This window comes from Streptomyces diastatochromogenes (assembly GCF_002242805.1).
GTDB lineage: Bacteria > Actinomycetota > Actinomycetes > Streptomycetales > Streptomycetaceae > Streptomyces > Streptomyces diastatochromogenes.
On the sequence record NZ_MCGQ01000037.1, the window covers coordinates 1 to 15,338 of the forward strand.

General features: G+C 71.4%; 11 protein-coding genes. 8 read left to right on the forward strand and 3 right to left on the reverse strand.

Annotated features, from left to right (window positions below):
* The first annotated feature begins 381 nt into the window (after positions 1-381).
* Together BEK98_RS35050 and ptsP are read left to right on the forward strand one after the other, a co-directional pair.
* Positions 382-831, forward strand: a complete 450-nt coding sequence (locus tag BEK98_RS35050) for a PTS sugar transporter subunit IIA (RefSeq protein WP_094220777.1) — start codon at positions 382-384, stop codon at positions 829-831.
* Between the two features lie 78 nt (positions 832-909).
* Positions 910-2,580: a phosphoenolpyruvate--protein phosphotransferase gene (gene ptsP / locus BEK98_RS35055; protein ID WP_094220778.1), complete on the forward strand. Its 1,671-nt coding sequence runs from the start codon at positions 910-912 to the stop codon at positions 2,578-2,580.
* Positions 2,581-2,649: 69 nt separating this feature from the next.
* On the opposite strand, the gene BEK98_RS35060 is transcribed toward ptsP, so the two are convergent.
* Together BEK98_RS35060 and BEK98_RS35070 are read right to left on the reverse strand one after the other, a co-directional pair.
* Positions 2,650-3,543 carry a hypothetical protein gene (locus BEK98_RS35060; RefSeq protein ID WP_094220779.1) on the reverse strand — a complete coding sequence of 298 codons (894 nt, stop codon included), beginning with the start codon at positions 3,541-3,543 and terminating at the stop codon, positions 2,650-2,652.
* 331 nt (positions 3,544-3,874) lie between these two features.
* Positions 3,875-5,842 (reverse strand): acetoacetate--CoA ligase, encoded by a 1,968-nt coding sequence (locus BEK98_RS35070; protein ID WP_094220780.1) that lies wholly within the window; start codon positions 5,840-5,842, stop codon positions 3,875-3,877.
* A gap of 214 nt (positions 5,843-6,056) precedes the next feature.
* On the opposite strand from BEK98_RS35070, the gene BEK98_RS35075 reads away from it, so the two are divergent.
* Entirely contained in the window at positions 6,057-8,417 is a 2,361-nt protein-coding gene (locus BEK98_RS35075) for a glycoside hydrolase family 31 protein (protein WP_094220781.1), read from the forward strand.
* Positions 8,418-8,426: 9 nt separating this feature from the next.
* On the opposite strand, the gene BEK98_RS35080 is transcribed toward BEK98_RS35075, so the two are convergent.
* Positions 8,427-8,960 (reverse strand): NUDIX domain-containing protein, encoded by a 534-nt coding sequence (locus BEK98_RS35080; protein ID WP_094220782.1) that lies wholly within the window; start codon positions 8,958-8,960, stop codon positions 8,427-8,429.
* A 222-nt stretch (positions 8,961-9,182) separates the two neighbouring features.
* On the opposite strand from BEK98_RS35080, the gene BEK98_RS35085 reads away from it, so the two are divergent.
* From BEK98_RS35085 to glpK, 5 genes are all read left to right on the forward strand, one after another.
* A complete protein-coding gene (locus BEK98_RS35085; protein ID WP_094220783.1) occupies positions 9,183-9,632 on the forward strand; it encodes a Zn-ribbon domain-containing OB-fold protein in 450 nt (149 codons plus the stop codon).
* The gene (locus tag BEK98_RS35090; RefSeq protein ID WP_094220822.1) at positions 9,629-10,819 is read left to right on the forward strand and encodes a lipid-transfer protein; all 1,191 of its coding nucleotides are present in this window, start codon (positions 9,629-9,631) and stop codon (positions 10,817-10,819) included. The genes BEK98_RS35085 and BEK98_RS35090 overlap by 4 nt, the downstream gene beginning before the upstream one ends.
* A 134-nt stretch (positions 10,820-10,953) precedes the next feature.
* On the forward strand, positions 10,954-12,603 hold the full coding sequence (locus BEK98_RS35095) for a GGDEF domain-containing protein (RefSeq protein WP_094220823.1): 1,650 nt from the start codon (positions 10,954-10,956) through the stop codon (positions 12,601-12,603).
* A 363-nt stretch (positions 12,604-12,966) separates the two neighbouring features.
* Positions 12,967-13,716, forward strand: coding sequence for an MIP/aquaporin family protein (locus BEK98_RS35100; RefSeq protein ID WP_094220784.1), 750 nt, complete (start codon positions 12,967-12,969; stop codon positions 13,714-13,716).
* Between the two features lie 34 nt (positions 13,717-13,750).
* Positions 13,751-15,271, forward strand: a complete 1,521-nt coding sequence (gene glpK, locus BEK98_RS35105; RefSeq protein WP_094220785.1) for a glycerol kinase GlpK — start codon at positions 13,751-13,753, stop codon at positions 15,269-15,271.
* The last annotated feature ends 67 nt before the right edge of the window (positions 15,272-15,338 follow it).

The window sequence follows — 15,338 nt, forward strand, 5'->3', positions numbered from 1 at the left end:
CTCAAGGAACGGTCGCTTCCATTGTACTCACCCTCTCGGGCTTTCCACTGGGCGCTTCCCTTCGATGTTTCAAACTCTATCAGGGTTTTTCCGTCTCCCTGACCACCTTCCTGCAGACATGCAGAAGATGATCCCGAGATAGGATCTGACGAGTTTGGGTGCTGCTTAACGGAGGCGCTTTCGCGTCGCTCTCCCTCAAGCAGGAGTACGACTGTACACGGGGCCTTGAAGCGCGTGCAAATCGACCGGGCTGGTGGTCTAGACCACTACCTGCTAGCTTCCATACGGAACCGCCACTTCATATGACATACGCTGCTGCTCAGTGCCGTCCGGGACAGGTAGTGACGGCCCGCACGCAGCTCCACTCCTGGGAGGCTTCCCATGACCACCGTGACGTCCCCTCTCGCTGGACGTGCCATCGAACTGGCCGCCGTGCCGGATCCGGTCTTCTCCGGGGCCATGGTCGGCCCGGGCACTGCGATCGACCCCGTGCGTGAGCCCTCCGAGGCCGTGGCGCCCGTGGACGGCGTCATCGTTTCCCTGCACCCGCACGCCTTCGTCGTGGTCGACGAGAGCGGGCACGGTGTGCTCACCCACCTCGGCATCGACACCGTCCAGCTCAACGGCGAGGGCTTCGAGCTGCTCGTCAACAAGGGCGACACCGTGACGCGTGGTCAGAGCATCGTGCGCTGGAACCCGGCCGCGGTCGAGGCCGCCGGCAAGTCGCCGGTGTGCCCCGTCGTGGCGCTCGAGGCCACGGCCGAGTCCCTCACCGACCTCCGTGACAGCGGCGACGTGAAGGCCGGCGACAGCCTCTTCGCCTGGAACTGATGACACTGCCGTCATAGGGCGGCGTACCGGACAACCACCGCGGCGGCGGGACCCGCCGCACTATCGGAGACGGGTGAGATGGAGACAACGCTGCGAGGCGTCGGCGTGAGCCACGGTGTGGCGATCGGCGAGGTTCGGCACATGGGAACGGCGGTGCTCGAGCCGCCGGCCAAGCAGATCCCGGCGGAGGAGGCTGAGCGCGAGCAGGGGCGGGCGCGCCAGGCCGTGGACGCTGTGGCGGCTGACCTGATGGCGCGCGGCAATCTGGCGGGGGGCGAAGCCCAGGCCGTGCTCGAAGCGCAGGCCATGATGGCGCAGGACCCCGAGCTGATGGCGGACGTGGACCGGCGGATCGCCGTCGGCAGCACGGCGGAGCGTGCGGTGTACGACGCGTTCGCTGCGTACCGTGAGCTGCTCGCCGGTGCCGGGGAGTACCTCGCCGGGCGCGTGGCCGACCTCGACGACGTGCGGAATCGTATCGTCGCCCGGCTGCTGGGCGTCCCGATGCCGGGTGTCCCGGACAGTGACGAGCCCTATGTGCTCGTCGCGCGCGATCTGGCTCCCGCCGACACGGCGCTGCTGGACCCGACGCTCGTACTCGGTTTCGTGACCGAGGAGGGCGGGCCGACCAGCCACAGCGCGATCCTGGCGCGGGCGCTGGGGGTTCCGGCCGTCGTGGCGCTGCCGGGTGCGGGTGAGCTGGCCGAGGGCACGGTGATCGCCGTCGACGGCAGCACCGGCGACATCTTCGTGAACCCGACCGAGGAGAAGAAGGCGCAGCTGGAGGCCGCGGCCGCCGAGCGCAAGGCCGCGCTGGCCGCTTCGACCGGCCCGGGTGCCACGGCCGACGGGCACAAGATGCCGCTGCTGGCCAACGTGGGCGGACCGGCGGACGTGCCGGCGGCCGTGGAAGCCGGTGCCGAGGGTGTCGGTCTGTTCCGTACCGAGTTCCTGTTCCTGGACGACAGCAAGAACGCGCCGTCCGAGGAGAAGCAGGTGGAGGCCTACCGGCAGGTGCTGGAGGCGTTCCCCGAGGGCCGTGTGGTCGTGCGCGTGCTGGACGCGGGGGCCGACAAGCCGCTGGACTTCCTGACGCCCGCGGACGAGCCGAACCCCGCGCTGGGCGTGCGCGGTCTGCGCACGCTGCTGGACCACCCGGAGATCCTGCGTACGCAGCTGACCGCGCTGGCGAAGGCCGCGGAGGGGCTGCCCGTCTATCTCGAGGTCATGGCGCCCATGGTGGCGGACCGTGCGGACGCCAAGGCGTTCGCGGACGCCTGCCGGGAGGCGGGGCTGCGGGCCAAGTTCGGCGCGATGGTGGAGATCCCGTCGGCCGCGCTGCGGGCGCGTTCGATCCTGCAGGAGGTCGAGTTCCTGTCGCTGGGGACCAACGACCTCGCGCAGTACACGTTCGCGGCGGACCGGCAGGTGGGTGCGGTGTCGCGGCTCCAGGACCCGTGGCAGCCCGCGCTGCTCGACCTGGTCGCGCTGTCCGCCGAGGCGGCCAAGGCCGAGGGCAAGAGTTGCGGTGTGTGCGGTGAGGCCGCGTCCGATCCGCTGCTGGCGTGTGTGCTGACGGGGCTGGGTGTCACCTCCCTGTCCATGGGTTCGGCGTCGATTCCTTATGTCCGGGCGACGCTGGCGAAGTACACGCTGGCCCAGTGCGAGCGGGCCGCCGCGGCCGCGCGTGCGGCGGACAGCGCCGATGAGGCGCGCAGCGCGGCTCAGGCGGTGCTGTCCGGCGAGTAGCCGGGCAGGCGCTCGTCGTCTTTCGGGTTCAGGGGCGTCCCGCCTTCGGGTGGGGCGCCCCTGGCGCGCTCAGTGGCGGTGTCCCCGTGCCGTGCTCTCCTCTCCGAGGTCGGGTGGTGTGCCGTAGTCGACGCCTGGCTCTGGGGAGATGAGGTCGCCGGATTCGACGTCGGTGCAGTAGGCGTCGAAGACCTCGGACGCGGTGAGTGGTTCGAGTCCGCCGCCGCGCAGCCGCCAGCCGTAGACGCGGTCGGCCGTGTCGGCGGTGGTGATGCGCATGACGAGTCCGCCTGGGCTGTTGGTGGCGAGGCCCAGGGCGAGGACGCTGGTGAATTCGAGGGCTTCGGCCTCGTCGAGTTCGGTGGTGCCGTCGGTGCCCTCGTCGGCGTGGAGGACGGAGACGAGTGTTTCCGGTGGTCCGGAGACGCTGCAGACGAGGTGCCGGTCGCCGGACCGGGCGGTGTCGAGGATGCGGACGAGGAGGTCGGAGGCGCGGGTGAAGGCGGCGCGGCCGATGTCCTCGCCGCAGGTGGGGCAGGGGCCGAGGCGGGTCAGGAGGGTGGTGGCGTACTCCCAGGTGGCCTGGCGTACGGCCTCGTCGACGAGGGCGGGCAGGAGGGTGGCGAGGGGGCTGCCGTCGTAGGGGATGGTGGGGCCGGTGGCCGCGAGTTCGGCGGTGAAGCGGGTGCGGCTGGCCGGGGCTTCGGGGTCGAGGCCCGTGTCGGCGCAGAATTCGGCGTAGTCCTCGGGGTCGAAGAGGGCCAGTGTGGTGTGGCTGCCCTGTGCCGCGCGGCTCTTGAGGAGGGCTTCGACCTGCTGGAGGTAGGTGGTGTGGTCGTCGAAGGCGAAGCTGCGGTAGCGCCGCATGGTGCGGAAGTCGTGGTCGTCGGTGAGCAGGCCGATGGTGCCGGCGATTTCGCGGCGCAGGACGCGTCGCATGGTCTGGTGGTCGGTGTGCGCCATGTTTCCCCCAATGCGCAGTCGATCAATGCTCACTCACAGTAACCGGCGGCACTGACAACGGGCTCCGCTGGAGGCGGTCGCGGACCAGGCGGCGTTGGATTGCGCAGGTCAGGGCGATGGTGCTGCCGAAGACGGTCCAGTCGAGGGGTCCGGTGGCGACGGCCGTGGTGACGGCGAGTGGGCCGAGGCGGCGCTGGGCGGGCTGGGCGAATCCGTGGACGCCGAGAGAGGCGCCCAGGGCGAACCGGGCGAGGCCGCGCGGCCGGCCTCGGACTTCGCTGCCGTGCTCGGCGAGTCCGAGGCCACCTGTGGAGGGTGAGGTGCCGGCCGGTCAGGCGCGCTTGCGGGCCAGTTCCTCGTAGAAGCCCAGCAGGGCGAGGTTGTCGATGGACCCGGGGTTGACGGCCTTCTCCAGGGGCGTGCCCTGGAGAAGGCGCTTGACCGGGACCTCGATGCGCTTGCCGGTGAGGGTGTGCGGTACGCCCGGGACCTCGATGATCTCGTCGGGCACATGGCGCGGCGAGAGCTGTTCGCGGATGGCCTGCTTGATGCGGTTCAGGAGTGCCTCGTCCAGGACGGCGCCCGGCACGAGGTGCACGAACAGCGGCATCCAGTAGCCCCCGTCGGGCTGCTCGATCCCGATGACGAGGGACTCCTTGATCTCGGGCAGGCGTTCGACCACCTCGTAGATGTCGGCCGAGCCCATGCGGACGCCCTGCCGGTTGAGGGTGGAGTCGGAGCGGCCGTGGATGATCACAGAACCGCGTGAGGTCACGGTGATCCAGTCGCCGTGGCGCCAGACGCCCGGGTAGGTGTCGAAGTAGCTGTCGTGGTAGCGGATGCCGTCGGGGTCGTTCCAGAAGTGGATCGGCATCGAGGGCATGGGGTTGGTGACGACCAGCTCGCCCACCTCGTCGACGAGGGGCTTGCCGCTCGGGTCCCAGGACTGCAGGTCGGTGCCCAGGCCGGGCGCCTGGAGTTCGCCGATGTACACCGGCAGCGTCGGTACGGCTCCCGCGAAGCAGGAGCAGACGTCCGTGCCGCCGCTGACGGAGGCGATCCACAGGTCCTCGCGGACCTCGTCGTGCAGCCAGCGGAACCCGTCCGGCGGCAGGGGGGAGCCGGTGGTGGCGACGCACTGCACCCGGGAGAGGTCGAAGTCGCGGGAGGGGTGCACGTCCGCCTTGCGGCAGGCCATGACGTAGGCGGCCGAGGTGCCGTAGAGGGTGGCACCGGTGCGTTCGGCGACCCGCCACTGGGCGCCGGTGTCCGGGTAGCCGGGGCTGCCGTCGTACAGGACGAGCGTCGTGCCCGTGAGCAGGCCGGAGACGAGGAAGTTCCACATCATCCAGCCGGTCGAGGTGTACCAGAAGAAACGATCCTCGGGGCCGAGATCGCAGTGCAGACCCAGCTGCTTGAGGTGCTCCACAAGGATGCCGCCCTGGGACTGGACGATGGCCTTGGGCAGGCCGGTCGTGCCGGAGGAGTACAGCACCCACAGGGGGTGGTCGAAGGGGACCTGTTCGAAGACGGGCTCGGTGTCGGCCGCCGTCAGCGCCGACCACTCCAGGGCGCCCTCGGGCGCCTCGGTGCCGAGGAGCGGGATGTGGACGACGGCGCGCAGCGTGGGCAGCTCGCGGCGCAGCTCGGCGACGATCTCACGGCGGTCGTGCTCCTTGCCGCCGTAGCGGTAGCCGTCGACGGTGAACAGCACGACCGGTTCGACCTGCTGGAAGCGGTCGAGGACGCTGCGGGCGCCGAAGTCGGGGGCGCAGGAGGTCCACACGCCGCCCACGGCTGCCGTGGCCAGGAGCGCGACGACCGCCTGGGGGATGTTCGGGAGGTAGCCGCTGACGCGGTCGCCGGGGCGGACGCCGAGGGCGCGGAGTTCGCCCGCGAGGGAGCCCACCTGGCGGCGCAGCTCGGACCAGGTCACCGGGCGCGGTTCGTGGGTCTCGTCGACGTACAGGAGGGCGGGCTCGTCGGCTCGGTCGGCCGCTGCGCGCAGGGCGTGCTCTGCGTAGTTGAGGGTGGCTCCGGGGAACCACTGGGCGCCCGGCATGGAGCGGTCGCCGAGCACGCGCGCGTAGGGGGTCGAGAAGCGAACGTCGAACCACTCCGTGACGGCTTTCCAGAAGGTGTCCAGCTGCTCGACGGACCACCGGTGCAGTGCCGGATAGCCTCCCTCGGCCGGGGCGCCGTGGTGCTCCGCGGCCCAGGCCTGGAACTTGGTGATGCGTGCCTGGGCGATCCGCTCGGGATCGGGCTGCCAGAGCGGCTGGGGGTTCGCTGTCGACATGGGGCGGCTCCCGGGCTGTGCGCGTCGTGTGCGTCGGTCCGCGCACGGGCTGGGGTGTGCGCGTGACACGGCTGACAGGGACGATGCCATGTGATCGACTTCTACACCAGGGTGCGCCCCACATAGTCCGCGTCGTGAAGATGTGGTCCCGGCACGGGTGAACGGCAGTTGAACGACACGCGCGTGTGGGGCGGTCAGTGGCAGGGTGAGCAGCATGGACGGTCGTGACCTGGTGCGTTCGGTGAGTGTGGTCGGTTCGGGGAGGGCGGCACAGGGGTTGCGTACCGTGCGGGCCGCTTGGCGCAGGAGGCGTATCGATGCAGCCGGACTGCCGCCGCGCGGTGCAGAGCGCGCGCGGGTGCCGGGGCAGGTGCAGGGGGTGGAGCCGGGGCCGGGGGGCGGTCTGATCCGGTTCAGCCGGTCCGAACTGCGGATCACCGTCGCCGTCAACGGTGCCGTCTTCTGGGGCTGGGACGGGGCGGGTCCGGAGCCGTCGTACGCGCTCGCCGGGAACTGTCCCGAGCCGGATCCGCGGGCGGTGCTGGAGCCGGACAAGGACGGCGGCTGGCGGGTGGTGGCCGAGCGCGCAACGGTTGTCATCTCCCGCCACGGCGCGCTGGAGGTGTGCACGCCCGGCGGTGTGGTGCTCCGGCGGGATCTGCCGCCGCGCTGGTGGGAACCGGTCGACGGGGGCACGGCTCGGTGGATGCAGCGGTCCGAGGTGGCCGCGGACGCCCGCTTCTTCGGCCTGGGCGGGCGCGCGGCGGGCCCGCGGCTGCGGGACGGCACGTACCGGCTGTGGAACACCGACCCGGGCCGGGCGTTCGGCCCCGGGGACGATCCGCTGTACCTGACCATGCCGGTGCAGTTCGTGGTGGCCGACGCCGCGGCCCATCTGGTGTTCCACGACACCTCGTGGGACGGCACGGTGACCTTGCGGGAGGGCGCGGAGGGCGCCGGGTCCGGGCACGACCGCGTGGGGCGCTGTGAGGTGCGGATGGACGGCGGTCCGCTGCGCTGCTGGGTGATGGTGGGCACCCCCGCGCGCGTGCTGCACACCTGGGCCTCGCTGACCGGGGCGCCCGCACTGCCGCCGGTGTGGGCGCTCGGCCATCATCACGCGCGGTGGGGCTTCGGGAGCGAGCAGGAGGTGCGCCGGATCGTCGCGGGGTACCAGGAGCGCGATCTGCCGCTGGACGCCGTCCACCTGGACATCGACCACTACGCGGACCACCAGGTGTTCACCGTCGACCAGGAGCGCTTCCCGAAGCTGCCGGGGCTCGCGGAGGAGTTGCGCCGGGACGGGATCCGGCTGGTGTCGATCGTCGACCCGGCGGTGAAGGCCGCGCCGGGCAACGCCGTCTACGACAGCGGGTCGGCGATGGACGCGTTCGTGCGGGACGCCTCGGGGCGGACGGTGCGGGGGGAGGTGTGGGCCGGCGAGTCGGTGTTCCCGGACTTCACGCACGCGCGCGTGCGCAAGTGGTGGGGCGGGCTGTACGAGGAGCGGCTGGGGCAGGGCTTCGCAGGGTTCTGGCACGACATGAACGAGCCGACCTCGTTCAACGCGTTCGGTGAGCCGACGCTGCCGCGTTCGGCCCGGCACGCGCTGGAGGGGCGTGGCGGCGACCACCGGGAGGCCCACAACGTGTACGCGCTCTGCATGGCCAGAGCGGGCTACGAGGCGCTGCGCGAACTGTCGCCCCAGGAGCGTCCGTTCCTGTTCTCACGGTCCGGCTGGGCGGGCATGCACCGCTACGGGGGGACATGGTCGGGGGACGTGGCGACGGGCTGGCCGGGGCTGCGGGCTTCCCTGTCGCTGGTGCTGGGGCTCGGCCTGTGCGGGGTGCCGTACTCGGGGCCGGACGTCGGCGGCTTCGACGGGTCCCCGTCCCCGGAGCTGTATCTGCGCTGGTTCCAGCTCGGCGCGTACCTGCCGCTGTTCCGCACGCACGCGAGTCTGCGGGCGGGGCGCAGGGAGCCCTGGGAGTTCGGCCCGGAGGTGCTGGAGCACGCGCGCGTGGCGCTGCGCGAACGCCGGCGTCTGCTGCCGTACTTCATGACGCTGGCCCACCTGGCCCGGCGCACCGGCGCGCCGTATGTGCGGCCGCTGTGGTGGGGGGCGCCGGAGGACCGTGCGCTGCGCGACTGCGAGGACGCGTTCCTGCTGGGCGACTCCCTGCTGGTGGCGCCCGTGATGGACTCGGGGGCGGAGCGGCGTGCGGTGCAGCTGCCACGGGGCCGTTGGTACGACACGGTGACGGAGGAGGCGTACGAGGGTCCTGCGCAGGTTCTGGTCGACGCGCCGCTGTCGCGGATTCCGGTGCTCGCGCGCGCGGGTTCGGTCGTTCCCGTGCGCGGTGAGGACGGCGGGCTGGAGCTGGAGGTGTGGGCGCCCGCCCGGGGACGGACCGGGGGCGGGCTGGTCGCGGCGGACGAGGGCGAGGGGTGGGACGAGCCGGAGATCGAGCGCTACGCCGCCCGCTGGCAGGGCCGGCGGGTGGTCGTCACCAGGGAACGGGAGGACGGCGCCAGTGAGCCGTCCTGCCCGGTGCGCGTTCGGGGACTCGGCTGAGGGGTCCGCTCAGTAGCGGCCCTCGAACCACGCCCGCACGGCCACGGTGTGCAGCGGGAAGGCGAGTTCCTCGGGCCTGCGCAGCAGGTGCCAGCCCTCGGTCTCGTCCGTGGCGTGGGAGGACGGCAGTCCCTCGGCCGGGCGTTCCGGGAGGAGTCCGAACAGCAGCAGATGCCCGTCGGGCGAGCTCATGGCGTCCACGAGGCGCACGTCGCGGGGGGCCGCGTCGATACCCGTCTCCTCCTTGAGTTCGCGGACGACGGCGTGCTTCCAGTCCTCCCGGTCGTCGATGTAGCCACCGGGCAGTGCCGTGCCTCCGCGCGCGGGGGCGATGGTTCGGGTGACGACGACCAGAGCGGTGCCCTTGGTGTCGTACACGGGCTGGAGTGCGATCGCGACCGGCAGCGGGTTGCGGTAGGCGACGGTCCCGCAGGACGGGCAGGTGCGCGGCCAGCCGGAAACGCCCTCTCCATAGGGCGCTCCGCAGCTCGAACAGTGGGAGTCCGGAGCGGAGTTGGCAATTGAGTGCTGAATTTCGGACACGCGCGGACTGTATCCGATCAGAGGAAGGACATGTTCCGCCAGAGGTGTACAGGGCGGCGACAAGGATCCGGATGCGCGGCCGGGACCACCCCCGTCGGCCCCGGCCGCGCATCCTGTTATCACGACGCCGGACGGGGCCGTCCGGTTCGCCTGGACGCCTGCCCATTTCCGGATGCCCGTGGCACACTCCTGACGCATCGTCAGATAACTGTGTCGGGAGGAATGTTGACGCGCACACGCACACCCGCCGTCTCCGACTGGTTCACCGGCGAAGGGGACGGCTTCCGACTCCTGGGCACCCGCTGCACATCCTGCGCCTCGGTCTTCTTTCCGCGCGAGGACTCCCACTGCCGCAATCCGCACTGCGCGGGCGGCGCCCTGGAGGAGGTCCCGTTGTCACGAACAGGACGGATCTGGTCGTACACCGACAGTCGGTACCGCCCTCCGTCACCCTATGTGAGCAATCCGGAACTTCCGTGGGAGCCGTACGCGTTGATCGCGGTGGAGCTGCAGTCCGAGCGGATCGTGGTGCTGGGACAGACGGTTCCCGGGGTCACCGTCGCCGATCTGACGGTGGGCATGGAGGTGGAGGTCGTCCCCGGAGTGCTCGACGAGGACGCGGAGACGACCTGGACGACGTGGCAGTGGCGGCCGACGGGGGTGACGGCATGACGGCGGACGTGGCGGTGCTCGGCGTGGGCATGCACCCCTGGGGCAAGTGGGGGCGCAGCTTCGTCGAGTACGGGACGGCGGCGGCCCGCGCGGCCCTCGCCGACGCGGGTCTCGACTGGCCGGATGTCGACTCGGTCGTGGGCGCGGACACGGTGCGTGGCGGATATCCGGGATATGTGGCGGGGGCGACGTTCGCCAAGGCCCTGGGCTGGCAGGGAGCCCGGGTGGCCAGCGTGTACGCGGCGTGTGCCTCGGGCGCGCAGGCGATAGCGACGGCGCGGGCGCAGATCCTCGCCGGACTCGCGGACGTCGTGCTCGTGGTGGGGGCGGACGCCGCGCCGAAGGGGTTCTTCCGGCCGGCCGGAGGGGACCGTCCCGACGACCCGGACTGGCTGCGCTTCCGCCTGCTGGGCGCGACGAACCCGACGTACTTCGGGCTGTACGCACGCCGGCGCATCGCGGTGCACGGTGACACACCGGAGGACTTCGCGCTGGTCAAGGTGAAGAACGCGGCCCTGGGGGCGCTCAACCCGTACGCGCGCTACCGCAAGCGGGTCACCGCCGAGGAGGTCGCCGCCTCCGCCGTGGTCGCCGATCCGCTGCGGTTGCTCGACATCTGCGCGACCTCCGACGGCGGCGCCGCGCTGCTGCTGTGCAGCCTGGACTTCGCGCGCCGGCACGGTGCGGCGCGGCCGGTCCGGATCCGGGCCGTGTCGACGGTGACCCCGCGGTTCCCGAACACGGTGCTGGACCTGCCGGACATCGCCACGGACTCGGCCGTGGCGGTGCCGGCTCCGGACGAGACGTTCCGGGCGTCCATCGCGCGAACCGCCTACGAGGAGGCGGGCATCGGCCCCGAGGACCTGTCCCTTGCGGAGGTGTACGACCTGTCCACCGCGCTGGAACTGCAGTGGTACGAGGATCTGGGGCTGTGCGGCGAGGGCGAGGGCGCGAAACTCCTGCGGGAGGGCGCGACGGCCCCGGGCGGCCGCATACCCGTCAACACCAGTGGCGGGCTCGCCTCCTTCGGTGAGGCGGTACCAGCCCAGGCCATCGCCCAGGTCTGCGAGGTGACCTGGCAGTTGAGGGAGGTCGCGGGCGACCGGCAGGTCGCCGGGGCGCGCGTGGGGATCACGGCGAACCAAGGGCTGTTCGGACACGGATCGTCGGTGGTCGCGGTGCGGTGAGCGAAGCCCGCCCGAGGGGTCGTGTGACAGGAGGGACTCATGAGCCCTGCCACGCTGTGTGATCACCCCGGAATCCTGCGTGAACGTCTCATGAACTGGCCTTGGGCGTACGCGGGCGGCGCAATCATGCTCCCGTGCACTCCTGGACGGATACTCTCCGCTTCGCCTTCCAGCCGGTGGTCAACCTGAGGACGGGCGCGGTCGCCGCACTGGAGATACTGGCACGCCCGGAGACCGGCGACATCCTGGCCGAGGCCCGTCGTGACCCGGAACTCGACGGCAGGCTGGCCGTGTTGGCGGTGCGGGCGGCGACGCTCAAGGAGACGCTGCTGCCCCTGCACGTCAACGTGTTCGCGGCAACGCTCGCCGACCTCGGCGGCCTCACCCCGCTGCACGACGCCGTACGCGCAGCGGGCCGGATGCCCTGGGAGGTGACCCTCGACATCGTGCCGCCCTACACGCACGTGCCGCAGCGGGCGCTGCTGGAGGCGGTGGCCTCGCTGCGCGAGCAGGGATTCCGGATCAGCGCGGACGGCATCGGCGACGGGGACGTGCCCCTGAGGCTGCTCACCGACCTCTCCCCCGATCTGGTCAAGCTCGACGGCTCTCTGCTGTCCCGGCCGGCCGCGGTGCGGGCGATGCGGACGCTGTGCGAGCATCTGGGCGCGCTGGTGGCGGTGGAGGGCGTGGAGACCGAGCTGCAGTGCGCGGCCGCGCTGGCGGCTGGTGCGCAGCTCGCCCAGGGTGACCTGTTCGCGCCGCCGGCTCGGATCCCGGCGGCGGACGTATACGTTCCGCCCCGCTCCCCCGGTGCCCTGGCCGTGCCCCGGTCCGGGCCGTCGGTACGGGAGTTCGTACGGCCCGCCGCCGTCCTGCCGGTCACCGCTTCGGCCGGGCAGGTACGGGCGCTGCTGACCGGCTCGCCGGACGTCTCCGGGGTGTTGCTCGTGGACCAGACCGGGGTGCCGGTCCGGTCAGTGCACCGGTCGCGCTTCCTCCTGTCGATGTCCGGCCGGTACGGGCACGCGCTGTACGCGGACAGACCGGCCTTCAAGCTGAGCGACGCGCCGCGCACGGTCGGTGTCGACGCCACCGCCTGGGAGGTGCTGGACGTGGTGGCGATCGGCGGCCGCGACCGCACCTCGGACGACGTGGCGGTCGTCGACCACCGCGGCCGGTATGTGGGCGTCGTACGGCTCGCGGACCTGGTACGGGCACTGGCCGAGACCCGGGTGGAGGAGGCGGCGGGACTCAATCCGCTGACCCGGCTGCCCGGTTCGGACGCGATCACGAGTGAGGTGGACCGGCGGATCGGCGACGGGCGGGCGTTCGCGCTCAGCTGGCTGGACATCGACCACTTCAAACAGGTCAACGACGGTGCCGGGTTCGCGGCGGGCGACGAACTGATCCGCTCGGTGGGCCGGGCGCTGGAGCAGGCTGCGGCACGGCACGCGCGCGTGGGTCACATCGGCGGGGACGACTTCCTGCTGCTGGCCGAGGAGGAGGCGCTCGATCCGCTGATCTCCGGCGTACTCGACGCACCCTGGTCGGCGGGCGGACGCCCCGTCACGCTGTCCCTGGCGACCGTCGTGTGCCTGCCCGGCAGCGTGTCCGACCACCGGCAGGCCGCGGCCCATCTCGCTCCGCTGAAGAAGGCGGCGAAGGCGCTGAGCGGGACCAGCTGGGTGCTCGCGCGCGCGGGGCTGCCCGGACACGAGATCCGGCGCGGTTCCGGGACGGCCCCGGCCCCGGCGGGGTACGCGGCGGCCGAGCCCCTGGGATGAACGGATCGACCGTATACGGCCGTTGAGCGCCGACCTGCGGGAAGGTAGCGATCGGCCGCCGATCCCGGGCAACCGCTGTCACCGTTGCCGTCAGCAACCTTGACGGTCCCGTGGTGCCGGTGAACACTTCCGGGTGTCAGCCGACATCGCCGTACATTCTCGGCGTAATCAGGCACTGCGCCACGGGCCTTGTCCTGCTCTGCGGCCCGTTCACCAGAGGCGATCCGGCTGCGACGGCACGCTCGTCACGGACGCCGGGCGGGGCGTGGGACTTTCCCTGCCTTCGGCTGAAGTCGCCAAGGGAACCGTTCCTGCCCGGAGGGCCGGGGCCACTCGCCCCGGGCCGGCGCCAAGGGAGCCGCCATGAGCAACGGAGACATTTTCGTCGGCGAAGTCATCGGCACCGCGATCCTGATCCTGTTCGGTGCCGGTGTCTGCGCCGCCGTCACCCTCAGACACTCCAAGGCACGCGCCTCCGGGTGGGTCGTCATCGCGTTCGGCTGGGGGTTCGGCGTGCTCGCGGGCGCGTACACGGCCGCTCCCCTCTCCGGCGGCCAGCTCAACCCCGCGGTCACCATCGGCATCGCCGTGGACACCGGCAAGTGGGGCAAGGTCTGGATCTATCTGCTCGGCCAGATCGTCGGCGCGATGCTGGGCGCCGTCCTCGCCTACCTGGTGTATCTCGCGCAGTTCCAGGCCAACGTCCGCAAGGAGGGCACGGCCGAGGACACCGCCGAGGAACCGGTGGCGACCCTCGGCATCTTCTCGACCATCCCGGAGATCCGGAACCCGGTCGCCAACCTGATCACCGAGATCATCGCGACGATGGCCCTCGTGCTGCCGATCCTCGCCTTTGGGCTGACGAAGGGGCTCGGCGAGTCCGGCACCACGGTGCTGATCGTCTCGCTGCTCGTCGTAGGCATCGGACTCTCCCTCGGCGGTCCCACCGGATACGCCATCAACCCGGCACGTGACCTCGGCCCGCGCCTCGTGCACACCTTCCTGCCGATACCGAACAAGGGCACGTCCGACTGGGGTTACGCGTGGATCCCGGTCGTCGGCCCGCTCATCGGCGGGGCACTCGCGGGCCTCGTCTACAACGCGGCCTTCTGACCCAGCGACCCGACCCAGCGACCCAGGGACAGCCATGACGGATTCCGCCGAGAAGTACGTCGCCGCCATCGACCAGGGCACCACGTCCAGCCGCTGCATCATCTTCGACCACGGCGGCGCGATCGTCGCCGTGGACCAGCGCGAGCACCGCCAGATCTTCCCCAAGCCGGGCTGGGTGGAGCACGACGCCACCGAGATCTGGTCCAAGGTGCAGGCCGTGGTGGCGGGGGCGCTCGCCAAGGCCGGGCTGCGCGCCGACCAGTTGAGCGCCCTCGGCATCACGAACCAACGGGAGACCACGGTCCTGTGGGACCGCGCCACGGGCAAGCCCGTGCACAACGCGATCGTCTGGCAGGACACCCGTACCGCGGCGCTGTGCAACGAACTGGGCGGCACCGATGGCCAGGACCGCTTCCGTGACCAGACCGGACTGCCGCTGGCCAGCTACTTCTCCGGGCCCAAGGCGGCGTGGCTGCTGGACAACGTGCCGGGCCTCAGGGACCGCGCCGAACGCGGCAAGATCGCCTTCGGCACCATCGACTCCTGGCTGATCTGGAACCTGACCGGCGGCACGGACGGCGGCCGGCACGTCACCGACGTCACGAACGCCGGCCGCACCATGCTGATGAACCTGGAGACTCTCCAGTGGGACCCCTCCATCCTCTCCGCGATGAACGTGCCCGAGGCGGTGCTGCCCGAGATCAGGTCGTCCGCCGAGGTGTACGGCACCGCCGTCGGCCAGCTCGCCGGTGTGCCCGTGGCCTCGGCACTGGGCGACCAGCAGGCCGCCGTGTTCGGGCAGGCCTGCTACGACATCGGCACCGCGAAGAACACCTACGGCACCGGCAGCTTCCTGCTGCTCAACACCGGTGAGCGGCCGGTGCCGTCCAAGAGCGGGCTGCTGACGACGATGGGCTACAAGATCGGCGGTGAGGCGCCGGTGTACTGCCTGGAGGGGTCCATAGCGATAACGGGCGCGCTGGTCCAGTGGTTCCGCGACCAGCTCGGCATCATCCGTGCCGCCGACGAGATCGAGACCCTGGCGGCGAGTGTCGAGGACAACGGCGGCGCCTACATCGTGCCCGCCTTCTCGGGCCTGTTCGCTCCCTACTGGCGCTCCGACGCGCGCGGGGTCGTCACCGGGCTGACCCGGTACGTCACCAAGGCCCACCTCGCGCGCGCGGTGCTGGAGGCGACGAGCTGGCAGACGAGGGAGGTCGTGGACGCCATGTACCAGGACTCCGGGGTGCGGATCACGACCCTGAAGGTCGACGGCGGCATGACGAAGAACAACCTGCTGATGCAGCACCAGGCGGACGTCCTCGGTGTCCCGGTGATCCGGCCCCGGGTCTCCGAGACCACCTGCCTGGGCGCCGCCTACGCGGCCGGCCTGGCGACGGGCGTGTGGAACGACCTGGACGAGCTGAAGTCGCACTGGCAGAAGGACGCGGAGTGGACGCCGGCGATGGAGGCGTCGGTACGCGACCGCGAGTACCGCAGCTGGCGCAAGGCGGTGGAGAAGAGCTTCGGCTGGCTGGAGGACGACGAAGCCTAGGAGCCGCAAGCTCCGCGCGCGCGTGCGGCTGCGCGCAGGGACCGCGGCCCGTACCCCTGTCGGCGGG

What these genes read in the sequence shown, in the direction of transcription:
- BEK98_RS35085 (WP_094220783.1), top strand. Translation starts at nt 9,183, where the DNA reads ATGTTGACGCGCACACGCACACCCGCCGTCTCCGACTGGTTCACCGGC.
- glpK (WP_094220785.1), top strand. Translation starts at nt 13,751, where the DNA reads ATGACGGATTCCGCCGAGAAGTACGTCGCCGCCATCGACCAGGGCACC.
- ptsP (WP_094220778.1), top strand. Translation starts at nt 910, where the DNA reads ATGGAGACAACGCTGCGAGGCGTCGGCGTGAGCCACGGTGTGGCGATC.
- BEK98_RS35070 (WP_094220780.1), bottom strand. Translation starts at nt 5,842, where the DNA reads ATGTCGACAGCGAACCCCCAGCCGCTCTGGCAGCCCGATCCCGAGCGG.
- BEK98_RS35100 (WP_094220784.1), top strand. Translation starts at nt 12,967, where the DNA reads ATGAGCAACGGAGACATTTTCGTCGGCGAAGTCATCGGCACCGCGATC.
- BEK98_RS35075 (WP_094220781.1), top strand. Translation starts at nt 6,057, where the DNA reads ATGGACGGTCGTGACCTGGTGCGTTCGGTGAGTGTGGTCGGTTCGGGG.
- BEK98_RS35060 (WP_094220779.1), bottom strand. Translation starts at nt 3,543, where the DNA reads ATGGCGCACACCGACCACCAGACCATGCGACGCGTCCTGCGCCGCGAA.
- BEK98_RS35050 (WP_094220777.1), top strand. Translation starts at nt 382, where the DNA reads ATGACCACCGTGACGTCCCCTCTCGCTGGACGTGCCATCGAACTGGCC.
- BEK98_RS35090 (WP_094220822.1), top strand. Translation starts at nt 9,629, where the DNA reads ATGACGGCGGACGTGGCGGTGCTCGGCGTGGGCATGCACCCCTGGGGC.